The 13,543-nt window shown below is 72.4% G+C and carries 17 protein-coding genes; 2 read left to right on the forward strand and 15 right to left on the reverse strand.

What is annotated here, in order from left to right; genetic code table 11:
* Nucleotides 1–67: 67 nt before the first annotated feature.
* A complete protein-coding gene (locus tag ACIODU_RS31560; protein ID WP_356421217.1) occupies nt 68–328 on the reverse strand; it encodes a type B 50S ribosomal protein L31 in 261 nt (86 codons plus the stop codon).
* A 64-nt stretch (nt 329–392) separates the two neighbouring features.
* Entirely contained in the window at nt 393–557 is a 165-nt protein-coding gene (gene rpmG / locus ACIODU_RS31565; RefSeq protein ID WP_161306795.1) for a 50S ribosomal protein L33, read from the reverse strand.
* 162 nt (nt 558–719) lie between these two features.
* On the opposite strand from rpmG, the gene ACIODU_RS31570 reads away from it, so the two are divergent.
* Nucleotides 720–1,376: a histidine phosphatase family protein gene (locus ACIODU_RS31570; RefSeq protein ID WP_356421211.1), complete on the forward strand. Its 657-nt coding sequence runs from the start codon at nt 720–722 to the stop codon at nt 1,374–1,376.
* Between the two features lie 242 nt (nt 1,377–1,618).
* Nucleotides 1,619–2,413 (forward strand): fibronectin type III domain-containing protein, encoded by a 795-nt coding sequence (locus tag ACIODU_RS31575; protein WP_401772158.1) that lies wholly within the window; start codon nt 1,619–1,621, stop codon nt 2,411–2,413.
* 233 nt (nt 2,414–2,646) lie between these two features.
* On the opposite strand, the gene ACIODU_RS31580 is transcribed toward ACIODU_RS31575, so the two are convergent.
* From ACIODU_RS31580 to ACIODU_RS31640, 13 genes are all read right to left on the reverse strand, one after another.
* Entirely contained in the window at nt 2,647–2,850 is a 204-nt protein-coding gene (locus ACIODU_RS31580; protein WP_161308779.1) for a cold-shock protein, read from the reverse strand.
* A gap of 305 nt (nt 2,851–3,155) precedes the next feature.
* The gene (locus ACIODU_RS31585; RefSeq protein ID WP_356421205.1) at nt 3,156–4,139 is read right to left on the reverse strand and encodes an aldo/keto reductase; all 984 of its coding nucleotides are present in this window, start codon (nt 4,137–4,139) and stop codon (nt 3,156–3,158) included.
* A 131-nt stretch (nt 4,140–4,270) separates the two neighbouring features.
* Complete coding sequence (locus tag ACIODU_RS31590) at nt 4,271–4,567, reverse strand: hypothetical protein (RefSeq protein ID WP_356421202.1); 297 nt, start codon at nt 4,565–4,567, stop codon at nt 4,271–4,273.
* A gap of 187 nt (nt 4,568–4,754) precedes the next feature.
* Nucleotides 4,755–5,555 carry a putative protein N(5)-glutamine methyltransferase gene (locus tag ACIODU_RS31595; RefSeq protein ID WP_401772162.1) on the reverse strand — a complete coding sequence of 267 codons (801 nt, stop codon included), beginning with the start codon at nt 5,553–5,555 and terminating at the stop codon, nt 4,755–4,757.
* A gap of 292 nt (nt 5,556–5,847) precedes the next feature.
* Nucleotides 5,848–6,444 carry a DUF1772 domain-containing protein gene (locus ACIODU_RS31600; protein ID WP_356421197.1) on the reverse strand — a complete coding sequence of 199 codons (597 nt, stop codon included), beginning with the start codon at nt 6,442–6,444 and terminating at the stop codon, nt 5,848–5,850.
* 140 nt (nt 6,445–6,584) lie between these two features.
* Nucleotides 6,585–7,529 (reverse strand): methylenetetrahydrofolate reductase [NAD(P)H], encoded by a 945-nt coding sequence (metF, locus tag ACIODU_RS31605; protein WP_401772164.1) that lies wholly within the window; start codon nt 7,527–7,529, stop codon nt 6,585–6,587.
* A gap of 146 nt (nt 7,530–7,675) precedes the next feature.
* Nucleotides 7,676–8,665 (reverse strand): alpha/beta hydrolase, encoded by a 990-nt coding sequence (locus ACIODU_RS31610; RefSeq protein WP_401772167.1) that lies wholly within the window; start codon nt 8,663–8,665, stop codon nt 7,676–7,678.
* 36 nt (nt 8,666–8,701) lie between these two features.
* Nucleotides 8,702–9,409: an indole-3-glycerol-phosphate synthase gene (locus ACIODU_RS31615; RefSeq protein ID WP_356421188.1), complete on the reverse strand. Its 708-nt coding sequence runs from the start codon at nt 9,407–9,409 to the stop codon at nt 8,702–8,704.
* The gene (locus ACIODU_RS31620) at nt 9,406–10,107 is read right to left on the reverse strand and encodes an N-(5'-phosphoribosyl)anthranilate isomerase (RefSeq protein ID WP_356421186.1); all 702 of its coding nucleotides are present in this window, start codon (nt 10,105–10,107) and stop codon (nt 9,406–9,408) included. Before ACIODU_RS31620 ends, ACIODU_RS31615 begins: the two co-directional genes overlap by 4 nt.
* Complete coding sequence (locus ACIODU_RS31625) at nt 10,104–11,249, reverse strand: acyl-CoA dehydrogenase family protein (protein ID WP_356421183.1); 1,146 nt, start codon at nt 11,247–11,249, stop codon at nt 10,104–10,106. Before ACIODU_RS31625 ends, ACIODU_RS31620 begins: the two co-directional genes overlap by 4 nt.
* A 46-nt stretch (nt 11,250–11,295) precedes the next feature.
* Complete coding sequence (locus ACIODU_RS31630; protein ID WP_161312365.1) at nt 11,296–11,670, reverse strand: ectoine synthase; 375 nt, start codon at nt 11,668–11,670, stop codon at nt 11,296–11,298.
* A 2-nt stretch (nt 11,671–11,672) separates the two neighbouring features.
* Nucleotides 11,673–12,500, reverse strand: coding sequence for a tryptophan synthase subunit alpha (trpA, locus tag ACIODU_RS31635; RefSeq protein WP_356421181.1), 828 nt, complete (start codon nt 12,498–12,500; stop codon nt 11,673–11,675).
* A complete protein-coding gene (locus tag ACIODU_RS31640; RefSeq protein WP_401772172.1) occupies nt 12,493–13,542 on the reverse strand; it encodes a hypothetical protein in 1,050 nt (349 codons plus the stop codon). The genes trpA and ACIODU_RS31640 overlap by 8 nt, the downstream gene beginning before the upstream one ends.
* Between the last annotated feature and the right edge of the window lies 1 nt (nt 13,543).

Here is a 13,543-nt window from a genome sequence, read left to right on the forward strand (position 1 = left end):
GGTGGCGGCCGGCTTCGGGTCTCCACGAGGAGGCGTACGCCCCGGGGCCCCGCAGCCCCGGGAGGGGTCAGTCGGTGGGGGTCTCACGCTTGCCGTAGCGGCGCTCGAAGCGCTCCACCCGGCCCTGGGTGTCCACGACCCGGCCCCGTCCGGTGTAGAACGGGTGGCTCGCGGAGGAGATCTCCACGTCGATGACGGGGTAGGTGTTGCCGTCCTCCCACTCCACGCGCTGCTCCGAGTCGGCGGTCGAACGCGTGAGGAAGGAGGCTCCGCCGGCGCGGTCCCGGAAGACGACCGGACGGGAAACGGGGTGGATACGAGGCTTCATGCGGAATCCTTCCTCGGTACGGGTGGAGGGAATGGGACGGGGCGTTCGGTACGACGCCGAACGGTCAGCGCTCTTCGCGAAACATCACGTGCTCGCCGGCGACCGCGTCGTACTTGCGAAGGACAAGACGGTCGGGATTGTTCCGCCGGCTCTTGCGCGTCACGTACGCCTGACCGGTGCCCGCCGTCGACCGGAGGGTGACGACCGGGCGGGTTTCGCTGCGTGCCATGGGGGCTCCAGACTCTCGATATCGCTCCCATCGAGCGGTACGTCTACGTAACACACCACCCCGTTGTGACATTCCCGCCACGTTCCGGCCTCTGGGACAGGGGAGACTGGGGGTGACTCCGGACGGCCGGAGCGCGGACAGCGGAAAGCAGGGACGTCATCCATGGGTGAGTTGATCCTCGTACGGCACGGCGAGACGGCCTGGTCGCTGTCCGGTCAGCACACCGGGACCACCGATCTGCCGATGACGGCACACGGCGAGGACGAGGCCCGCGCCGTCGCGCCGCTGCTGCGGGAGCGCCACATCGGGCTCGTCCTGGTCAGCCCGCTGGCGCGCGCCCGGCGGACAGCGGACCTGGCCGGCCTGAAAGGCGGTCGCATCACTCCCGACCTGCACGAATGGGACTACGGCGCCTATGAGGGCATCACCACGGCGGACATCCACCGGACCCGGCCGGACTGGAGCCTGTGGACCGACGGGGTGCCCCCGGGTCCGGCCGACCACCCCGGTGAGCAGCCCGGTGACGTCGGGGCGCGGGCCGACCGCGTGCTGGAGGAAATCATGGACACGCTGAGGGCGGGCGACGACGACATCGCCCTCGTGTCGCACGGCCATTTCCTGCGCGTACTGACCGCGCGTTATCTCGGACTGAGTCCGGCGGCGGGCGCGCTGTTCCAGCTGACCACGGGAACGGTGTCACGACTCGGCCTGGAACACGACAATCCTGTCATTACCGCCTGGAATCTCACCGTTCCCGCAAGCAGCTTCCGGGCGGCGTCGCGCGGAAAGAAAAGGCTGCCCTCCCGTTCATCAGGCTGAATTTCGACCCCCTCACCGGCTCAATTCATCTCCGGTTCTGCGCCATTCGCGCCCTACGCGCATTCACGTTCCTGAACTTGGTCGATTTCCCTTGAATCCCTTGTCGGCCGCCGCACGCGCTTCTACTCTGTCGCCCACGTCATCGGGAATGGAAAGGCGAGACGTGTCCCGGAAAACCCGTATCGCCACTTTCCTTTCCGCCGGACCGTCCCACCCCCCACACGCCAGAAGGACCCCCCACCGTGCTTCCACCACCGCGCACCCCGGCCATGATGGTGCTCCTCCTCGTCCTGGCGGGCTGCACGGCGTCGCCCGACGCGACACCGGACCGTACGAGGGCCGCGCGCCCCGCCCCGCCCGGCGGCGGCCTCGTGCTCACCGGAGAGCTGGACTCCCCGGTCCACGCCACCCTGCGCTGGAGGGGCGACGGGCAGGGCACGGCGGGCCGCGTGCTGGAGTTCGCGACCGAGCCCACGGGCCCGTACACCGTGCTGGAGTTCCTGGCGCCCGGCCGGACGGAGTTCGAGCACCCGGACCTGATGCCGCACACGTCGTTCTTCTACCGGCTGCGGCCCTACTCCGGCCCCGCCTCGGCGCCGGTCGACGTCACGCTCCCGCCGGGGAAGCCGACGGCGGAGGACCAGGAGGACGACCACACCTGGACGGCGCCCCGCACCGTGGACGGGCCGGAGGCAGACACCCACCCGGTCGTGGACGCGACGGCCGGCGGGAGGAGCCCGGCCGCCGAGCCGTCGGAGGCCGCCGCGCCGGGTGATCTCCGGGCGACGGTCATGCACGCGGCGGGCATCAGGTTCACCTGGACCGATCACGCCGAGGACGAGGACGGTTTCCTGCTGGAGACCATGCCGCCGGGGAGCGGGACGTACCGCCCGGTGGCCCTCCTGGACCCGGACATCAACTCCTTCGGGCTGATCACCCCGCCGGACGAAAAGACCGCGTCCTACCGCGTACGGGCCTTCGTGTACGGGGAGCAGTCCAACATCGTCCAGCTGGAGACCGGCGCCGGCGGCCGGTGACCTCCGGCCCGTCCCGTCACGGCTTGTCCGGTGCCGCCCGCTTCGAGCCGGGCCGGCATCGGCCGGGTCCGGCTCCCGGCGGAGAGGTGGCCCGTACGACGGCGACAGCGGCGGAACCCGCGGCCTGAGGGACGGAACAGAAGCGGGCGCCGGTCCGGCGGGGAGAACCCGCCGGACCGGCGCCCTGTCGTCCGTGCCCTCGCGGGCGGGACGGCTCCGCGCTCAGTCAGCCCTTAGGAGGCGACGATGTTCTCCGCCTGGGGGCCCTTCTGGCCCTGGGTGACGTCGAACGTCACCTTCTGGCCCTCCTGGAGCTCACGGAAGCCGGTGGCCGCGATGTTCGAGTAGTGCGCGAACACGTCGGGGCCACCGCCGTCCTGCGCGATGAAGCCGAAGCCCTTTTCCGAGTTGAACCACTTCACTGTTCCACTGGCCATGCTGAATCTCCGTATCCGGGACGCATGGTTCCCCGCACGGTACGGGGAACCGGAGGTGATCGCCTTGGTCCGCAGAGACGCTGAACAGCACAAACGCCCGTGACGGTGCGTCACGGGCGAGCGGTACTTCGGAACCACGACAGCTGATCAAGACGCTACATGGCGCAACGCGATACAGCCACAGAAACGACCAACTCTTGCAGCCGTGCCGCACTCTGGCGCGGCAATCGGCCCACGATCATCCCGTTTTATCTCCCGATCAACGCCGATCGGCCGGGTGGTTCCCCCGTGTGCGGAGGCGGTGCCTACCAGCGCCCGTGGACCGAGGCGCGCAGCCGCCGGTCGTACAGGTCCCTGACAGCGTCCAGAGTCGCCTGCGGCAGCGCGGGCAGCTCCGCCGCCGCGCCGTTGCTCCGGGCCTGCTGGACGGAGCGGGCGCCGGGGATGACGGTCGTGACGCCGGGCTGCTGGATGATCCAGCGCAGGGCCGTCTGGGCCGCCGTGGCGCCCTCGGGGGCCAGCTCGCCGAACTCGGCCGCCGCCGCGAGCCCGGTCTCGTAGTCGATGCCGGAGAAGGTCTCGCCCTGGTCGAACGCCTCACCGTGCCGGTTGTACGTGCGGTGGTCGTCGGCGGCGAAGACCGTGTCCTTCGTGTACTTCCCGGACAGCAGGCCGGAGGCCAGGGGCACCCGCGCGACGATGCCGACACCCGCCTCACGGGCGGCCGGCAGCACCTCTTCGAGCGGCTTGAGCCGGAACGCGTTCAGGATGATCTGCACACTCGCGACGCCGGGCCTGGCGATGGCCGCCAGCGCCTCGGCGCAGGTCTCGACACTCACCGCGTAGGCGGCGATCCGCCGCTCGTCCACCAGGGTGTCGAGCGCGTCGTAGACGGCGTCCGACTCGATGACGGCCGGCGGCGGGCAGTGCAGCTGGACCAGGTCGAGCGTGTCGGTGCCGAGGTTCGCCCGGGAACGGTCGTTCCACGCCCGGAAGTTGTCCAGGGTGTAGTTCTCCGGAAGCTGCTCGGCCCGCCGGCCCATCTTCGTCGCGACGAAGATCCCGGCGTCCGGCCGGTCCTTGAGATAGCGGCCGATCAGCTGCTCGCTGCGGCCGTCCCCGTACACGTCCGCGGTGTCGAAGAAGGTCACCCCCGACTCGACCGCCGCGTCCAGGACGGCGAACGCGTCCGACTCGGTCACGTCCCCCCAGTCCGCGCCCAGCTGCCAAGTTCCCAGTCCTACGACGGAGACGTCTCGTCCCGTCCTGCCCAGTACACGCTGCTCCATAAGGGTGATGCTACGTGGTCCGGAGAGCGCTCCCCCGACCGTCCCCCGGGGAGGGGCGGGCGGCCCCGGGGCGTCAGGGGGCCGCCCGCCCGTTCACGCGTCACCCACGGGCCCGCGGACCCGACCGTGGCTCAGTGGTCGTCCCAGTGGCCGTCGTGCCCGGCGTGGCGGTGGCCGTCGTGCACGTAGTCCACGTGGTCGCGGTGCGGCACCGCGACATGGCCGCAGCCCTCGCCGTGCCGGTGGCCGTGCTCGCCGTGCGGCGCGTGGGCGGCGGCCTCGCACTCGTCCACGTGGTCGCCGTGGACCTGGTGGAGGTGGCCGTCGTGGGCGTAGTCCACGTGGTCGCCGTGGGGGACGGCGACGTGGCCGCAGCCCTCGCCGTGGCGGTGCGCGTGGTCGGGGTGGGGGGCGTGGGCAGTGGTCATGGCTCTCTCCGGTCGCGCGTCGGGGGCCGGCGGCGTCCGGCTCCCGCACACCGCCCGGCCCGGTTCGCCTCCCCAACGAGACCTCACCGGTCACGTCACCTGGCGCGCGGCATTCGGCGTACGAGCGCGGACCGGCCGGCGCGCGGGACGCGGACCGGCCGGCGCTCACTGCCGCGTCGCCACCCCCTCAGGGGAGGGCGCCCTCCTTCGTGCCGATGACCACCGTGGCGTACAGCTCGTCGGAGGTGACCGTGCGCGGGAGCAGGCCGTCCCCGGCCACCGTCGCGACGGCCCGGTCCGCCTGGCGTTCGCTCGTCTCGAACAGCAGCCGGCCGCCCGGCGCCAGCCAGCGCGCGGCCCCGGCGGTCACCCGCCGCAGCACGTCGAGACCGTCCGCTCCCCCGTCGAGCGCCACCCGCGCCTCGTGCAGCCGGGCCTCCGGGGGCAGCAGCGCGATCTCCCGGGTGGGGACGTACGGCACGTTCGCGAGCAGGAGGTCGACGCGTCCGGCCAGCCCGGCGGGGAGCGGGTCGTACAGATCGCCCTCGTACACCCGGCCTCCCGCGGCGGCCACATTGCTCCGGGCGCACCGGACGGCGGCGGGGTCGATGTCGGAGGCGTACAGCTCCACCCCGTCCAGTTCGGCGGCGAGCGCCGCGCCCAGGGCGCCGGAGCCGCAGCACAGGTCGACCACCACGGCGCCGGGGGCCGCGAGGGCCAGGGCCTGGTCGACGAGGAATTCGGTACGGCGGCGCGGGACGAACACGCCGGGGTCCACGGTGATGCGGCGGCCCCGGAACTCGGCCCAGCCCAGGACGTGTTCGAGGGGGAGTCCGTGGACGCGCCTGTCGACCATGGAGGTGAGTTCGGCGGGGGTGCGGGCCGTGGAGAGGATGAGTCGCGCCTCGTCCTCGGCGAACACGCAGCCCGCGGCGCGCAGTCTGGTGACGACGGTGGAGAGGGGAAGAGGTGACGGTGGAACCGGCATCGGAGCCTTTCGGGAACGCCTTCGGGCGCTCCCGCGGTCACCTGGGTCGGTCGGACCGCACAGCCGTGAGAAGGAGCACCCGGCCTGATACAGCGGTAATGGGGTCCACCTCCTCGATCGCTCACTGCTTGACGGACGGTTTCACTCTACCCGAGGCCGCGCGGGCCCCGGGCGGCGCGGGACCTCCCCGCCGCGACCCGCTCAGGACGGCGAGGCGCCCGCCCTTCCCCTGGGAGCCACTCGGGAAGGACGGGCGCGTCACCTGCGGTCCGGCGGTGCCGCTGAGGGGGGCTCAGACGGCGCCGGGGCGCAGCGGGGAGGTCCCGCGCCCGTGCAGCACCAGGGCGCGGGCGAGGAAGCCCAGGGCCGCGGTGCAGACCAGGGTCCGCACGATGTTGGTGGCCACCCAGGTGTCCTTGAACTTGTCGACGACCGAGAAGTCGGTGATCTTCGCGGGGTCGCCGGCGGCGGCCAGCTCGTTGTTGAGCGGGATGTTGACGCTGAACGTGATGACGAGGGCGACGAGGTAGAGCGCCGCGGCGGCGGCGATCCAGAGCGCAGCGGCCCGGCGGCCCTGGCGGTGCTCCAGGAAGACCGCGATGCCCGTGGCGAGCAGGGCGCCGACGAAGACCATGCCGAAGAGGCCGCTGCCGTCGATCAGCGCGTTGAAGTTCTGCATCGCGGTGACGTAGGTGCGGTCGTCGCCCTTGGCCAGACCGGGCATGACGGAGACGTCGAAGGCGAAGAACAGGCCCGCCATGAGACCCATGGTGATGGTCGCGATCATCAGCAGGGGCCCGGCGGCCTTGCTGCGGCGCACTGGGGCGGCCGCGGGCGGCGGCGGGTGGGCGACGTAGGGGTGGGGGGTGCCGGGAGGGTAGTGACTCATCGTAGTTCCTTGTCTGACGTCCGCCTCATGGTTCCAGTCAAGTCGAAGGCGCTGAGACGGTACATAGTTGTAAAGCTCAGGTGCATGTCCCTGCGTCCAACCCCGCCCGCCGGACGGGCCGGCGGGCGGGGAGGCTCGGTTCAGCGCGGGGCGGTGGCCGGTTCGCGGTCGTCGCGCGCGCTCACGCCGAGGTTCTGGTGGATCTCCAGCGTGGCGGTGGAGCGGTTCAGGGTGATGTAGTGCAGCCCGGGGGCGCCCTCGGCGAGCAGCCGCTCGGCCATCGCCGTGGCGTGCTCGACCCCGATGCGGTGGCCGTCGGCGGGGCTGTCCCTGGCGGCTTCGAGACGCTGGGCGAGGTGGTCGGGGAAGCGGGCGTCGCTGAGTTCGGCGAAGCGGCGGATCTGCCGTACGTCGGTGGCGGGCATGATCTCCGGGATGATCGGGGTGTCGCAGCCGGCGGCCGCGAGCCGGTCGCGCAGTCTCAGGTAGTCGTCCACGTCGAAGAACATCTGGGTGATGGCGTAGTCGGCGCCCGCGCGGCACTTGGCGACGAAGTGGCGGATGTCGGTGTCCCAGTCGGCGGAGCGCGGGTGGCGCTCGGGGAAGGCGGCCACGCCGACCGTGAAGTCGCCCAGGTCCCTGATGAGGGTGACCAGTTCGCTCGCCTGGGCGAAGCCCTCGGGGTGGGGCACCCACTCGGCGCGCGGGTCGCCCGGCGGGTCGCCGCGCAGGGCGAGGACGTCGCGGATGCCGGCGTCCGCGTACTGACCGATGATGTGGCGCAGTTCGGCGACGGAGTGGCCGACGGCCGTCAGGTGGGCGACCGGGGTGAGGGTGGTCTCGGCGGCGATGCGCTTGGTGACCTCGACGGTGCGGTCGCGCGAGGAGCCGCCCGCGCCGTACGTGACGGAGACGAAGGTGGGGGCGAGCGGTTCGATGCGGCGGATCGCGTTCCAGAGGGTGCGTTCCCCGGCTTCGGTCTTCGGCGGGAAGAACTCGAAGGAGAACGAGCGCCGGCCTTCGGAGAGCAGGGCGCGGGGGCCGGGCAGGGGGTACGGCGGACGGTCTGCGGTCTCTGCCGCCATGGCGGAGGTCCTTCCTGAAGTCGGTCGAGGCGCCTGTGGGTTCGCAGAGTAGCCGCCGGGTGGCGCTGCGTTCCGCCGCGGCCGCATGCTGGTCCCGCACGGCCGTCCCCGGGGTGACCGGCGTCGCCCGGCCGCCCCCGGGGCGGTCAGCGCGTGCCGGTGCGCGCGCGGAGCAGGCACTCCTCCAGGAACGCCACCGTCCGGAGGTGGTGGGCGCGGGCCGCGTGCCCGAGGCTGATGTTGTGGCCGGCCTCGGGCAGCCGTTCCACCGCCACGTGCGGGGCGGCGGTGAGGAGGGCCGTCATCGCGGTGAGGTCGTCGTCGCCGAGCCGCCACCACAGTTCGTGTTCCCCGAACGTCAGGCGTACGGGGATCGTGACGCGGCCGGCCAGGCGCGGGTACTGCCCGGGCCAGGCGGCGGTCTGGGCGGCCTCCTGCCGGGGGACCCGCTGGAGGAGGGAGCGGCTCGCCCGGAACGTACCGGGCGGATAGAGGTGCAGCGGCCCCCAGTTGAGCCGGGACGCACCGCCGCCGAGGGTGTCGGGGAAGTGCCGGGCCTCGGGGTTGTACTGCCAGCCGCAGCCGTTGACGTCCAGGCCGAGGAGTGATCCGCCTGCTTCGCCGGCCGCCATGTGGAAGGCGACCTTGCCGCCGTCGGAGTGGGCGGCGAGGAAGAAGCCGGCGCCGGTGGGGTGGGTCTGGGCGAAGGCGGCGAGCGCGGTGTGCAGGACGACCGCCTGTTCGCCGAGGGACTGGCCGTCCGGGAGCTGGCGCGCGGACAGCCCGTACCCGGGGCGGTCCAGGGCCAGTACGGTGTGGCCGAGCCGCGCGCCCAGGGTGAGCAGGGAGTTGAGCGGGTCGGTCAGGCCGTTGAAGTAGTCGGCGCACATGCCCCGGCCGTGCACGGCGACGATGACGGCGCGCGGCGCGCCGCCGGTGCCGTCGTGGACACCGGCCGGTTCGGCGAGCAGGCCGGACACCTGGACCCCGCCGGCGTCCAGGACGACGGGCCGGACGGCGGGGACGGAGGCGAGGGCGTGGCCGAGGTCGGGACCGAGAACGGAGCCGAGGTCGGGACCGGCGGCGAGGCCGGGGTCGGGACCGGGCGGTGGTGTGGTGTCGGCCGGAGCGGTCATGGGTGGTGTCTCCAGGAGCGGTACGGGACAGGGCGGTCAGGACGTGCGGGACGGCGGCCGGACCCTGGCACGGTCCAGGTCCTCCAGCCAGCCGGCCGCGCTGTCGGTGCGCAGCAGCGAGGTACCGACCAGCAGGCCCGCGAAGCCCGCGTCGAGCAGGCGCGCGGCGGCGACCGGGCTGTCGATGGCGCTGGCGCTCACCGGACACCGGGTGCCGGACGCGCGGAGGGCGGGCAGCAGGGCCATGCTCCGGTCCAGGTCGCCGCGATCGGTCTCCTTGACCTTGATGTCCTTGTTGTTGACGGCGACCACACACGCGTCGGCGTGCGGCAGCCCGTCGAGTTCGGCCTCCTGGGTCACTTCCACGAAGGGGGTGAGGCCCTCGGCGAGACAGCCGGAGATCAGGGTGCGCATGCTCGACCTGGGCAGCAGCGCGGCGGTGAGCAGGACGGCCGACGCGCCGAGTTCCCTGGCGGCCCGGAGCTGGTCCTTGCGGGTGATGAAGTCCTTCTGGAGCAGCGGCAGATCGGTGAGCGCGGCGACGTCGCGGAGCAGGGCCGTCGTCCCGCCGAACCAGCGGCCCGTCACCACGGAGATGCAGGGCGCGCCCGCGCGTTCGTACGACTCCACGATCGCGGCCGGGGTGCGTCCGCCGAGGAGGTCGTAGCCGTGCGCGTCGCGCCGTTTGACCTCCATGACCAGCGGGCGCTCGGCGGCCAGCAGGGCTTCCAGGAAACGGGTCATCTGGTCTCCTCCAGGAACGGTACGGTCCGCCAGGCGCGGGCCAGGGCGGTGACGGCCGGCGCCGCGAAGCGTCCGTGGCCGTCGCGTGCCGCGGTGTCGACGTCGACGCCGCGGAACCCGGGGTGGCTCACGACGGCTTCGAGGCCGGGGCGGTGGGCGGGGGTGATGCCCCCGGCGAGCAGGAACGGCCGGGTGAGGCGCGGCAGCAGGTCCAGCACGTCGTCCGCGCGCAGGGCCTGTCCCGTGCTGCCGATCCGGCCGTCCTCGGTGGTGGTGTCGAGGAGGAAGAGGTCGGTGCCGGCCCGTTCGTACGCGCCGATCAGCGGGCGTTCCAGGCAGACGCCGTCCCGTACGTGGAGCACCTTGACGAGCACCGCGTCGGGCAGGGCGGCGCGCAGCGCCCGGACCACGGAGGGCGGCTGGTAGGCGTGCAGCTGGAGCCAGCGGAGCCCGGTGCGGCGGGCCACGGCGGCGAGGGCGTCCGGGTCGCCGAGGAAGGTGACCAGGACCGGTTCGAGGCGGCCGGTGGCGTGGGCGGCGGTGACCAGTCCGGCCAGCCGGTCCCCGGGCAGGTCCGCGTGGCCGCCGGGCACCCCGTGCCAGAGGCCGACGCAGGTGGCCCCGTGGGCGGCGAGCAGGGTGATGTCGGCGGGTTCGGTGGCGCCGCAGACCTTGAGGACGCCGGCCGGCACGCTCACTGGCCGAGGCCCATCATCGAGGCGATGCGGTTGTACTGGATCTCGCTGGTGCCCGAGTAGATGGTGCCGGCCACGGCGTTGCGCACGTCCTTCTCGAGGCCGTACTCGGTCATGTAGCCGTGTCCGCCGAAGAGCTGGACGGCGGCCAGGCTGGTGGCGAGGTTGGATTCGCTGGTGAGGAGCTTGGCGATGGCGAGGTCGGTGGTGACGTTCTCGCCGGCCGCGAGGCGCTCACCGGTGTCGTACAGCCATTTGGCGGCCGTCTCCAGCCGGATCTTCACGTCGACGATCTTGTTCGCGACGGACTGGTAGGAGCCGATGGTCTTCCCGAAGGAGCGGCGGGTCCTCGCCTGCTCGACGAGGCGGCCGAGACGGTGCCGCATCTCCCCCACGTTGACGATGAAGGAGTAGAGGATCTCCCGCTTCATCACGTGGTCGAGCACGAGGAACCCTCCGCCGACGCGGCCGAGGACCTGGGTGGCGGGAACGCGGCAGTCGTCGAAGTAGAGCTCGCTGATGGGTGAGGTGCGCAGGCCCATCTTCTTGGTGGGTTTGCCGATGACGAGACCGGGGGTGTCCCGGTCCACGAGGAAGGCGGTGACGCCGAGGGCTCCGCCGTCCGGGCGCGTACGCGCGTAGACGACGATGACGTCGGCGACCGGCCCGTTGCTGACGAAGATCTTGCCGCCGTTGAGGACGAAGTGGTCGCCGTCCCGGACGGCCCGGGTGGTCATCGCCATGGCGTCCGAGCCGCTCTCCGCCTCGGTGATCGCGTGGGCGCCGATCAGCTCGCCCGAGCAGATCCGGGTGAGGTACTTCTCCTTCTGGGCCGCCGTGCCGAACTGCTCCACGGGGACACCCGTGCTGGCCATGGTGGTGGTGACCGAGAAACTCAGCCCCGCGTCGCGGCAGTTCTCGCCCAGGCCTTCGAGCACGTGCATGGTGGTGAGCAGGGACTGTCCAAGGCCGCCCCACTCCTCCCCGAAGGGCAGTCCGAGAATGCCGGTCTCCCGGATCAGCTTCCACTTGTCCCAGGAGAACGTGGCCTGTTCGTCCTGTTCGATGTGGCCGGCGCTGAGGGCCTCGCCCCACCGGGCCAGGCCCTCACGCAGGTCGGTCTGATCGGCGTTCCAGCGGATCACGGCGAGCCTTTCGATGTACGTACGGACCGTGCGGGTCTCGGGTGGATCAGTAGGCGGAGGAGCTGTGTTCGTCGAGCTGGTGCACCTCGTCGCCCTGGAGGGCCGGGGAGAAGACGCAGACCAGGCGGAGGTCCTCGTGCGGGCTCGCCACGAGGTAGTGGGGGTCGTTCTCGTTGAGGGAGTAGAGGACGCCCGGCGTGAGCGCGTGGGACGTGCCGTCGAGCTCGATCACCTCGCCGGAGCCCTCGATGCAGTAGCACGTCTCCAGGTGGTTGCGGTACTGGAGGCGGGACTTGGTGCCGGCGCGCACGGTGGTGTCGGTGACGCTGTAGTCGAGGCCGTCCGCGGCGGTGAGGAAGCGTCGGCTCAGGCCGTTGCCCCATTCGACGGTCTTGACGTTCTCCAGGTCACGGATAATCATGTTCAACTCCCTGTTCTCTCTGGTGTGTTGGTTGGGATGGGAGAGACGGACCGGACGAAGTCGCGGAAGGCCCGGACGACGTCGTCGCCCTGGTCGAGTGCCTGCTCGACCGTGGCGACGCCCGCGGAGCCGATGATCACGCCATCCGCTCCACAGGCGCGTACGGCTTCCACGTCCTGTCTGGTCCTGACCCCGAAGCCGATGGCTATCGGGGACGTCGTGTGCGCCCGGAGCGCGGTGACCGTGCCGGCCAGGTCCGCGTGGCCGGCGGCCGGCGCGGTGCCGCTGCGTCCGTAGTGGGCGACGAGATAGAGGTAGGCGGTGGCGTGGGCCGCCGCCTCCGCCCGGGTGGCGGGCGGGCTCTGCTGGTAGCAGGTGGTGACGACGGGCAGCCCCGCCTCGCGGGCGGCCGCCAGGTGGGCGGCGCGCAGCCGGGGCGGCAGCGCGTGGACGAGCAGGCCGTCCGCGCCCGAGTCGGCGATGGTACGGGTGGTGGCCGCGAGGTCCCGGTGCTTGAGCGAGTGGCTCCAGTCGGCGAGCAGCGCGATCCGCAGGGTCCGCAGTCCGGGGCGGACGGCGGCGATGAACTCCAGGACCTCGTCCAGGCCCACGCCGCGGGCGAGCGCGCGGCTCGCCGAGCGGCGGATGACGGGCCCGTCGGTGACCGAGTCCGGGAAGGGGACGGCCAGTTCGAGGCACTCGACACCCTCGTCGTCCAGCATCCTCACGAGGTCGGCGAGGACGTCGAGGGGCGGGTCCCCGGCGTTGAGGAACAGCGCGAGACCGGGTCCGCCGCCGCCCGTCCTGGCGCGGGTGAAGAACTCAGACACGGGCCGCTCCGCCCGTACGGGCCGGTGGCCGTGCCCGGTCGGCACGGATCCGCTCGGCCAGGGCGCGGGCCGCTCCGCTCCGTACCGCTTCCTCCGCCGCCGCGACGGCCCGGCCCCAGTCGGTGAGGTGGCCGCTCGCGACGGCCAGGGCCGCGGCGTTGAGGCAGACCGTGCGGGTGGCCACCTCACCGGCGGTGCCGCCGAGGACGGACAGGAAGTGGTCGGGCGCGGAGGCGGGGTCGGCCGCGGGGGCGAGATCGTCGAACCCGCCCTCGGAGGAGACCAGTTCACCGGCCTTGACGGTGAACTCGTCACCGGCGTTGGTGTGGACGGTGTTGTCGGCGAAGCCGAGCAGTTCGTCGGCCCCCCGGTCGTTGCTGGTCAGCCACAGGGTGCGATCGGTGACCGTCCCGGCGAGGGCGCCGAGTTCGGTGAGCGGTGCGCCCGCGGAGACCCCGGTGACCTGCGCGGTGACGGGCAGGTCGGCGAGGAACGGGCCCAGCGCGTTCAGGAACCGGCCGAAGGGCTTCATGCTCAACGGCGCGACGGTCCTGGCGAGCCGGGTCAGCTGCGCGGGGTAGACGAACGGCCCCGCGAAGGCGATGCCGTACCGCTCCAGCGTCTCCCCGGTCTGCTCGTACGACGACGTCAGCCGGATCCCGAGGCGTTCCAGCAGGTCGACGGAGCCGAGGCTGCTGGAGTAGGCACGTGAACCGGTCTTGACGACCCGTACGCCCGCCGCGGCGGCGGTGAACGCCGACGCGGTCGAGATGTTGAAGGTCCTGGGGCCGCCGCCGGTGCCCACCACGTTGACCGTGCCGGGCCAGCGGTCCGCCGGCCGGGCGGGCCGCCGTTCCGCGAGCGAGTCCAGCAGGTGGCGCAGGGTCTCGTGGTCGGGGAGCCGGGTGGCCAGGGAGGTCAGCAGGGCGACGGCCTGTGCCCGGTCGAGGCTGCCGTCGCCGAGCTGGTCCCAGAACGACCGCCAGGTCTCGCGCGCGACGGGCGCGCGCTGTTCGAGCAGTCCGAGGATCGCGAGGTGCATG

The sequence above is a fragment of the Streptomyces sp. NPDC088261 genome (assembly GCF_044740805.1).
Classification (GTDB): Bacteria; Actinomycetota; Actinomycetes; order Streptomycetales; family Streptomycetaceae; genus Streptomyces.

What these genes read in the sequence shown, in the direction of transcription:
- ACIODU_RS31560 (WP_356421217.1), bottom strand. Translation starts at nt 328, where the DNA reads ATGAAGCCTCGTATCCACCCCGTTTCCCGTCCGGTCGTCTTCCGGGAC.
- rpmG (WP_161306795.1), bottom strand. Translation starts at nt 557, where the DNA reads ATGGCACGCAGCGAAACCCGCCCGGTCGTCACCCTCCGGTCGACGGCG.
- ACIODU_RS31570 (WP_356421211.1), top strand. Translation starts at nt 720, where the DNA reads ATGGGTGAGTTGATCCTCGTACGGCACGGCGAGACGGCCTGGTCGCTG.
- ACIODU_RS31580 (WP_161308779.1), bottom strand. Translation starts at nt 2,850, where the DNA reads ATGGCCAGTGGAACAGTGAAGTGGTTCAACTCGGAAAAGGGCTTCGGC.
- ACIODU_RS31585 (WP_356421205.1), bottom strand. Translation starts at nt 4,139, where the DNA reads ATGGAGCAGCGTGTACTGGGCAGGACGGGACGAGACGTCTCCGTCGTA.
- ACIODU_RS31590 (WP_356421202.1), bottom strand. Translation starts at nt 4,567, where the DNA reads ATGACCACTGCCCACGCCCCCCACCCCGACCACGCGCACCGCCACGGC.
- ACIODU_RS31595 (WP_401772162.1), bottom strand. Translation starts at nt 5,555, where the DNA reads ATGCCGGTTCCACCGTCACCTCTTCCCCTCTCCACCGTCGTCACCAGA.
- ACIODU_RS31600 (WP_356421197.1), bottom strand. Translation starts at nt 6,444, where the DNA reads ATGAGTCACTACCCTCCCGGCACCCCCCACCCCTACGTCGCCCACCCG.
- metF (WP_401772164.1), bottom strand. Translation starts at nt 7,529, where the DNA reads ATGGCGGCAGAGACCGCAGACCGTCCGCCGTACCCCCTGCCCGGCCCC.
- ACIODU_RS31610 (WP_401772167.1), bottom strand. Translation starts at nt 8,665, where the DNA reads ATGACCGCTCCGGCCGACACCACACCACCGCCCGGTCCCGACCCCGGC.
- ACIODU_RS31615 (WP_356421188.1), bottom strand. Translation starts at nt 9,409, where the DNA reads ATGACCCGTTTCCTGGAAGCCCTGCTGGCCGCCGAGCGCCCGCTGGTC.
- ACIODU_RS31630 (WP_161312365.1), bottom strand. Translation starts at nt 11,670, where the DNA reads ATGATTATCCGTGACCTGGAGAACGTCAAGACCGTCGAATGGGGCAAC.
- ACIODU_RS31640 (WP_401772172.1), bottom strand. Translation starts at nt 13,542, where the DNA reads ATGCACCTCGCGATCCTCGGACTGCTCGAACAGCGCGCGCCCGTCGCG.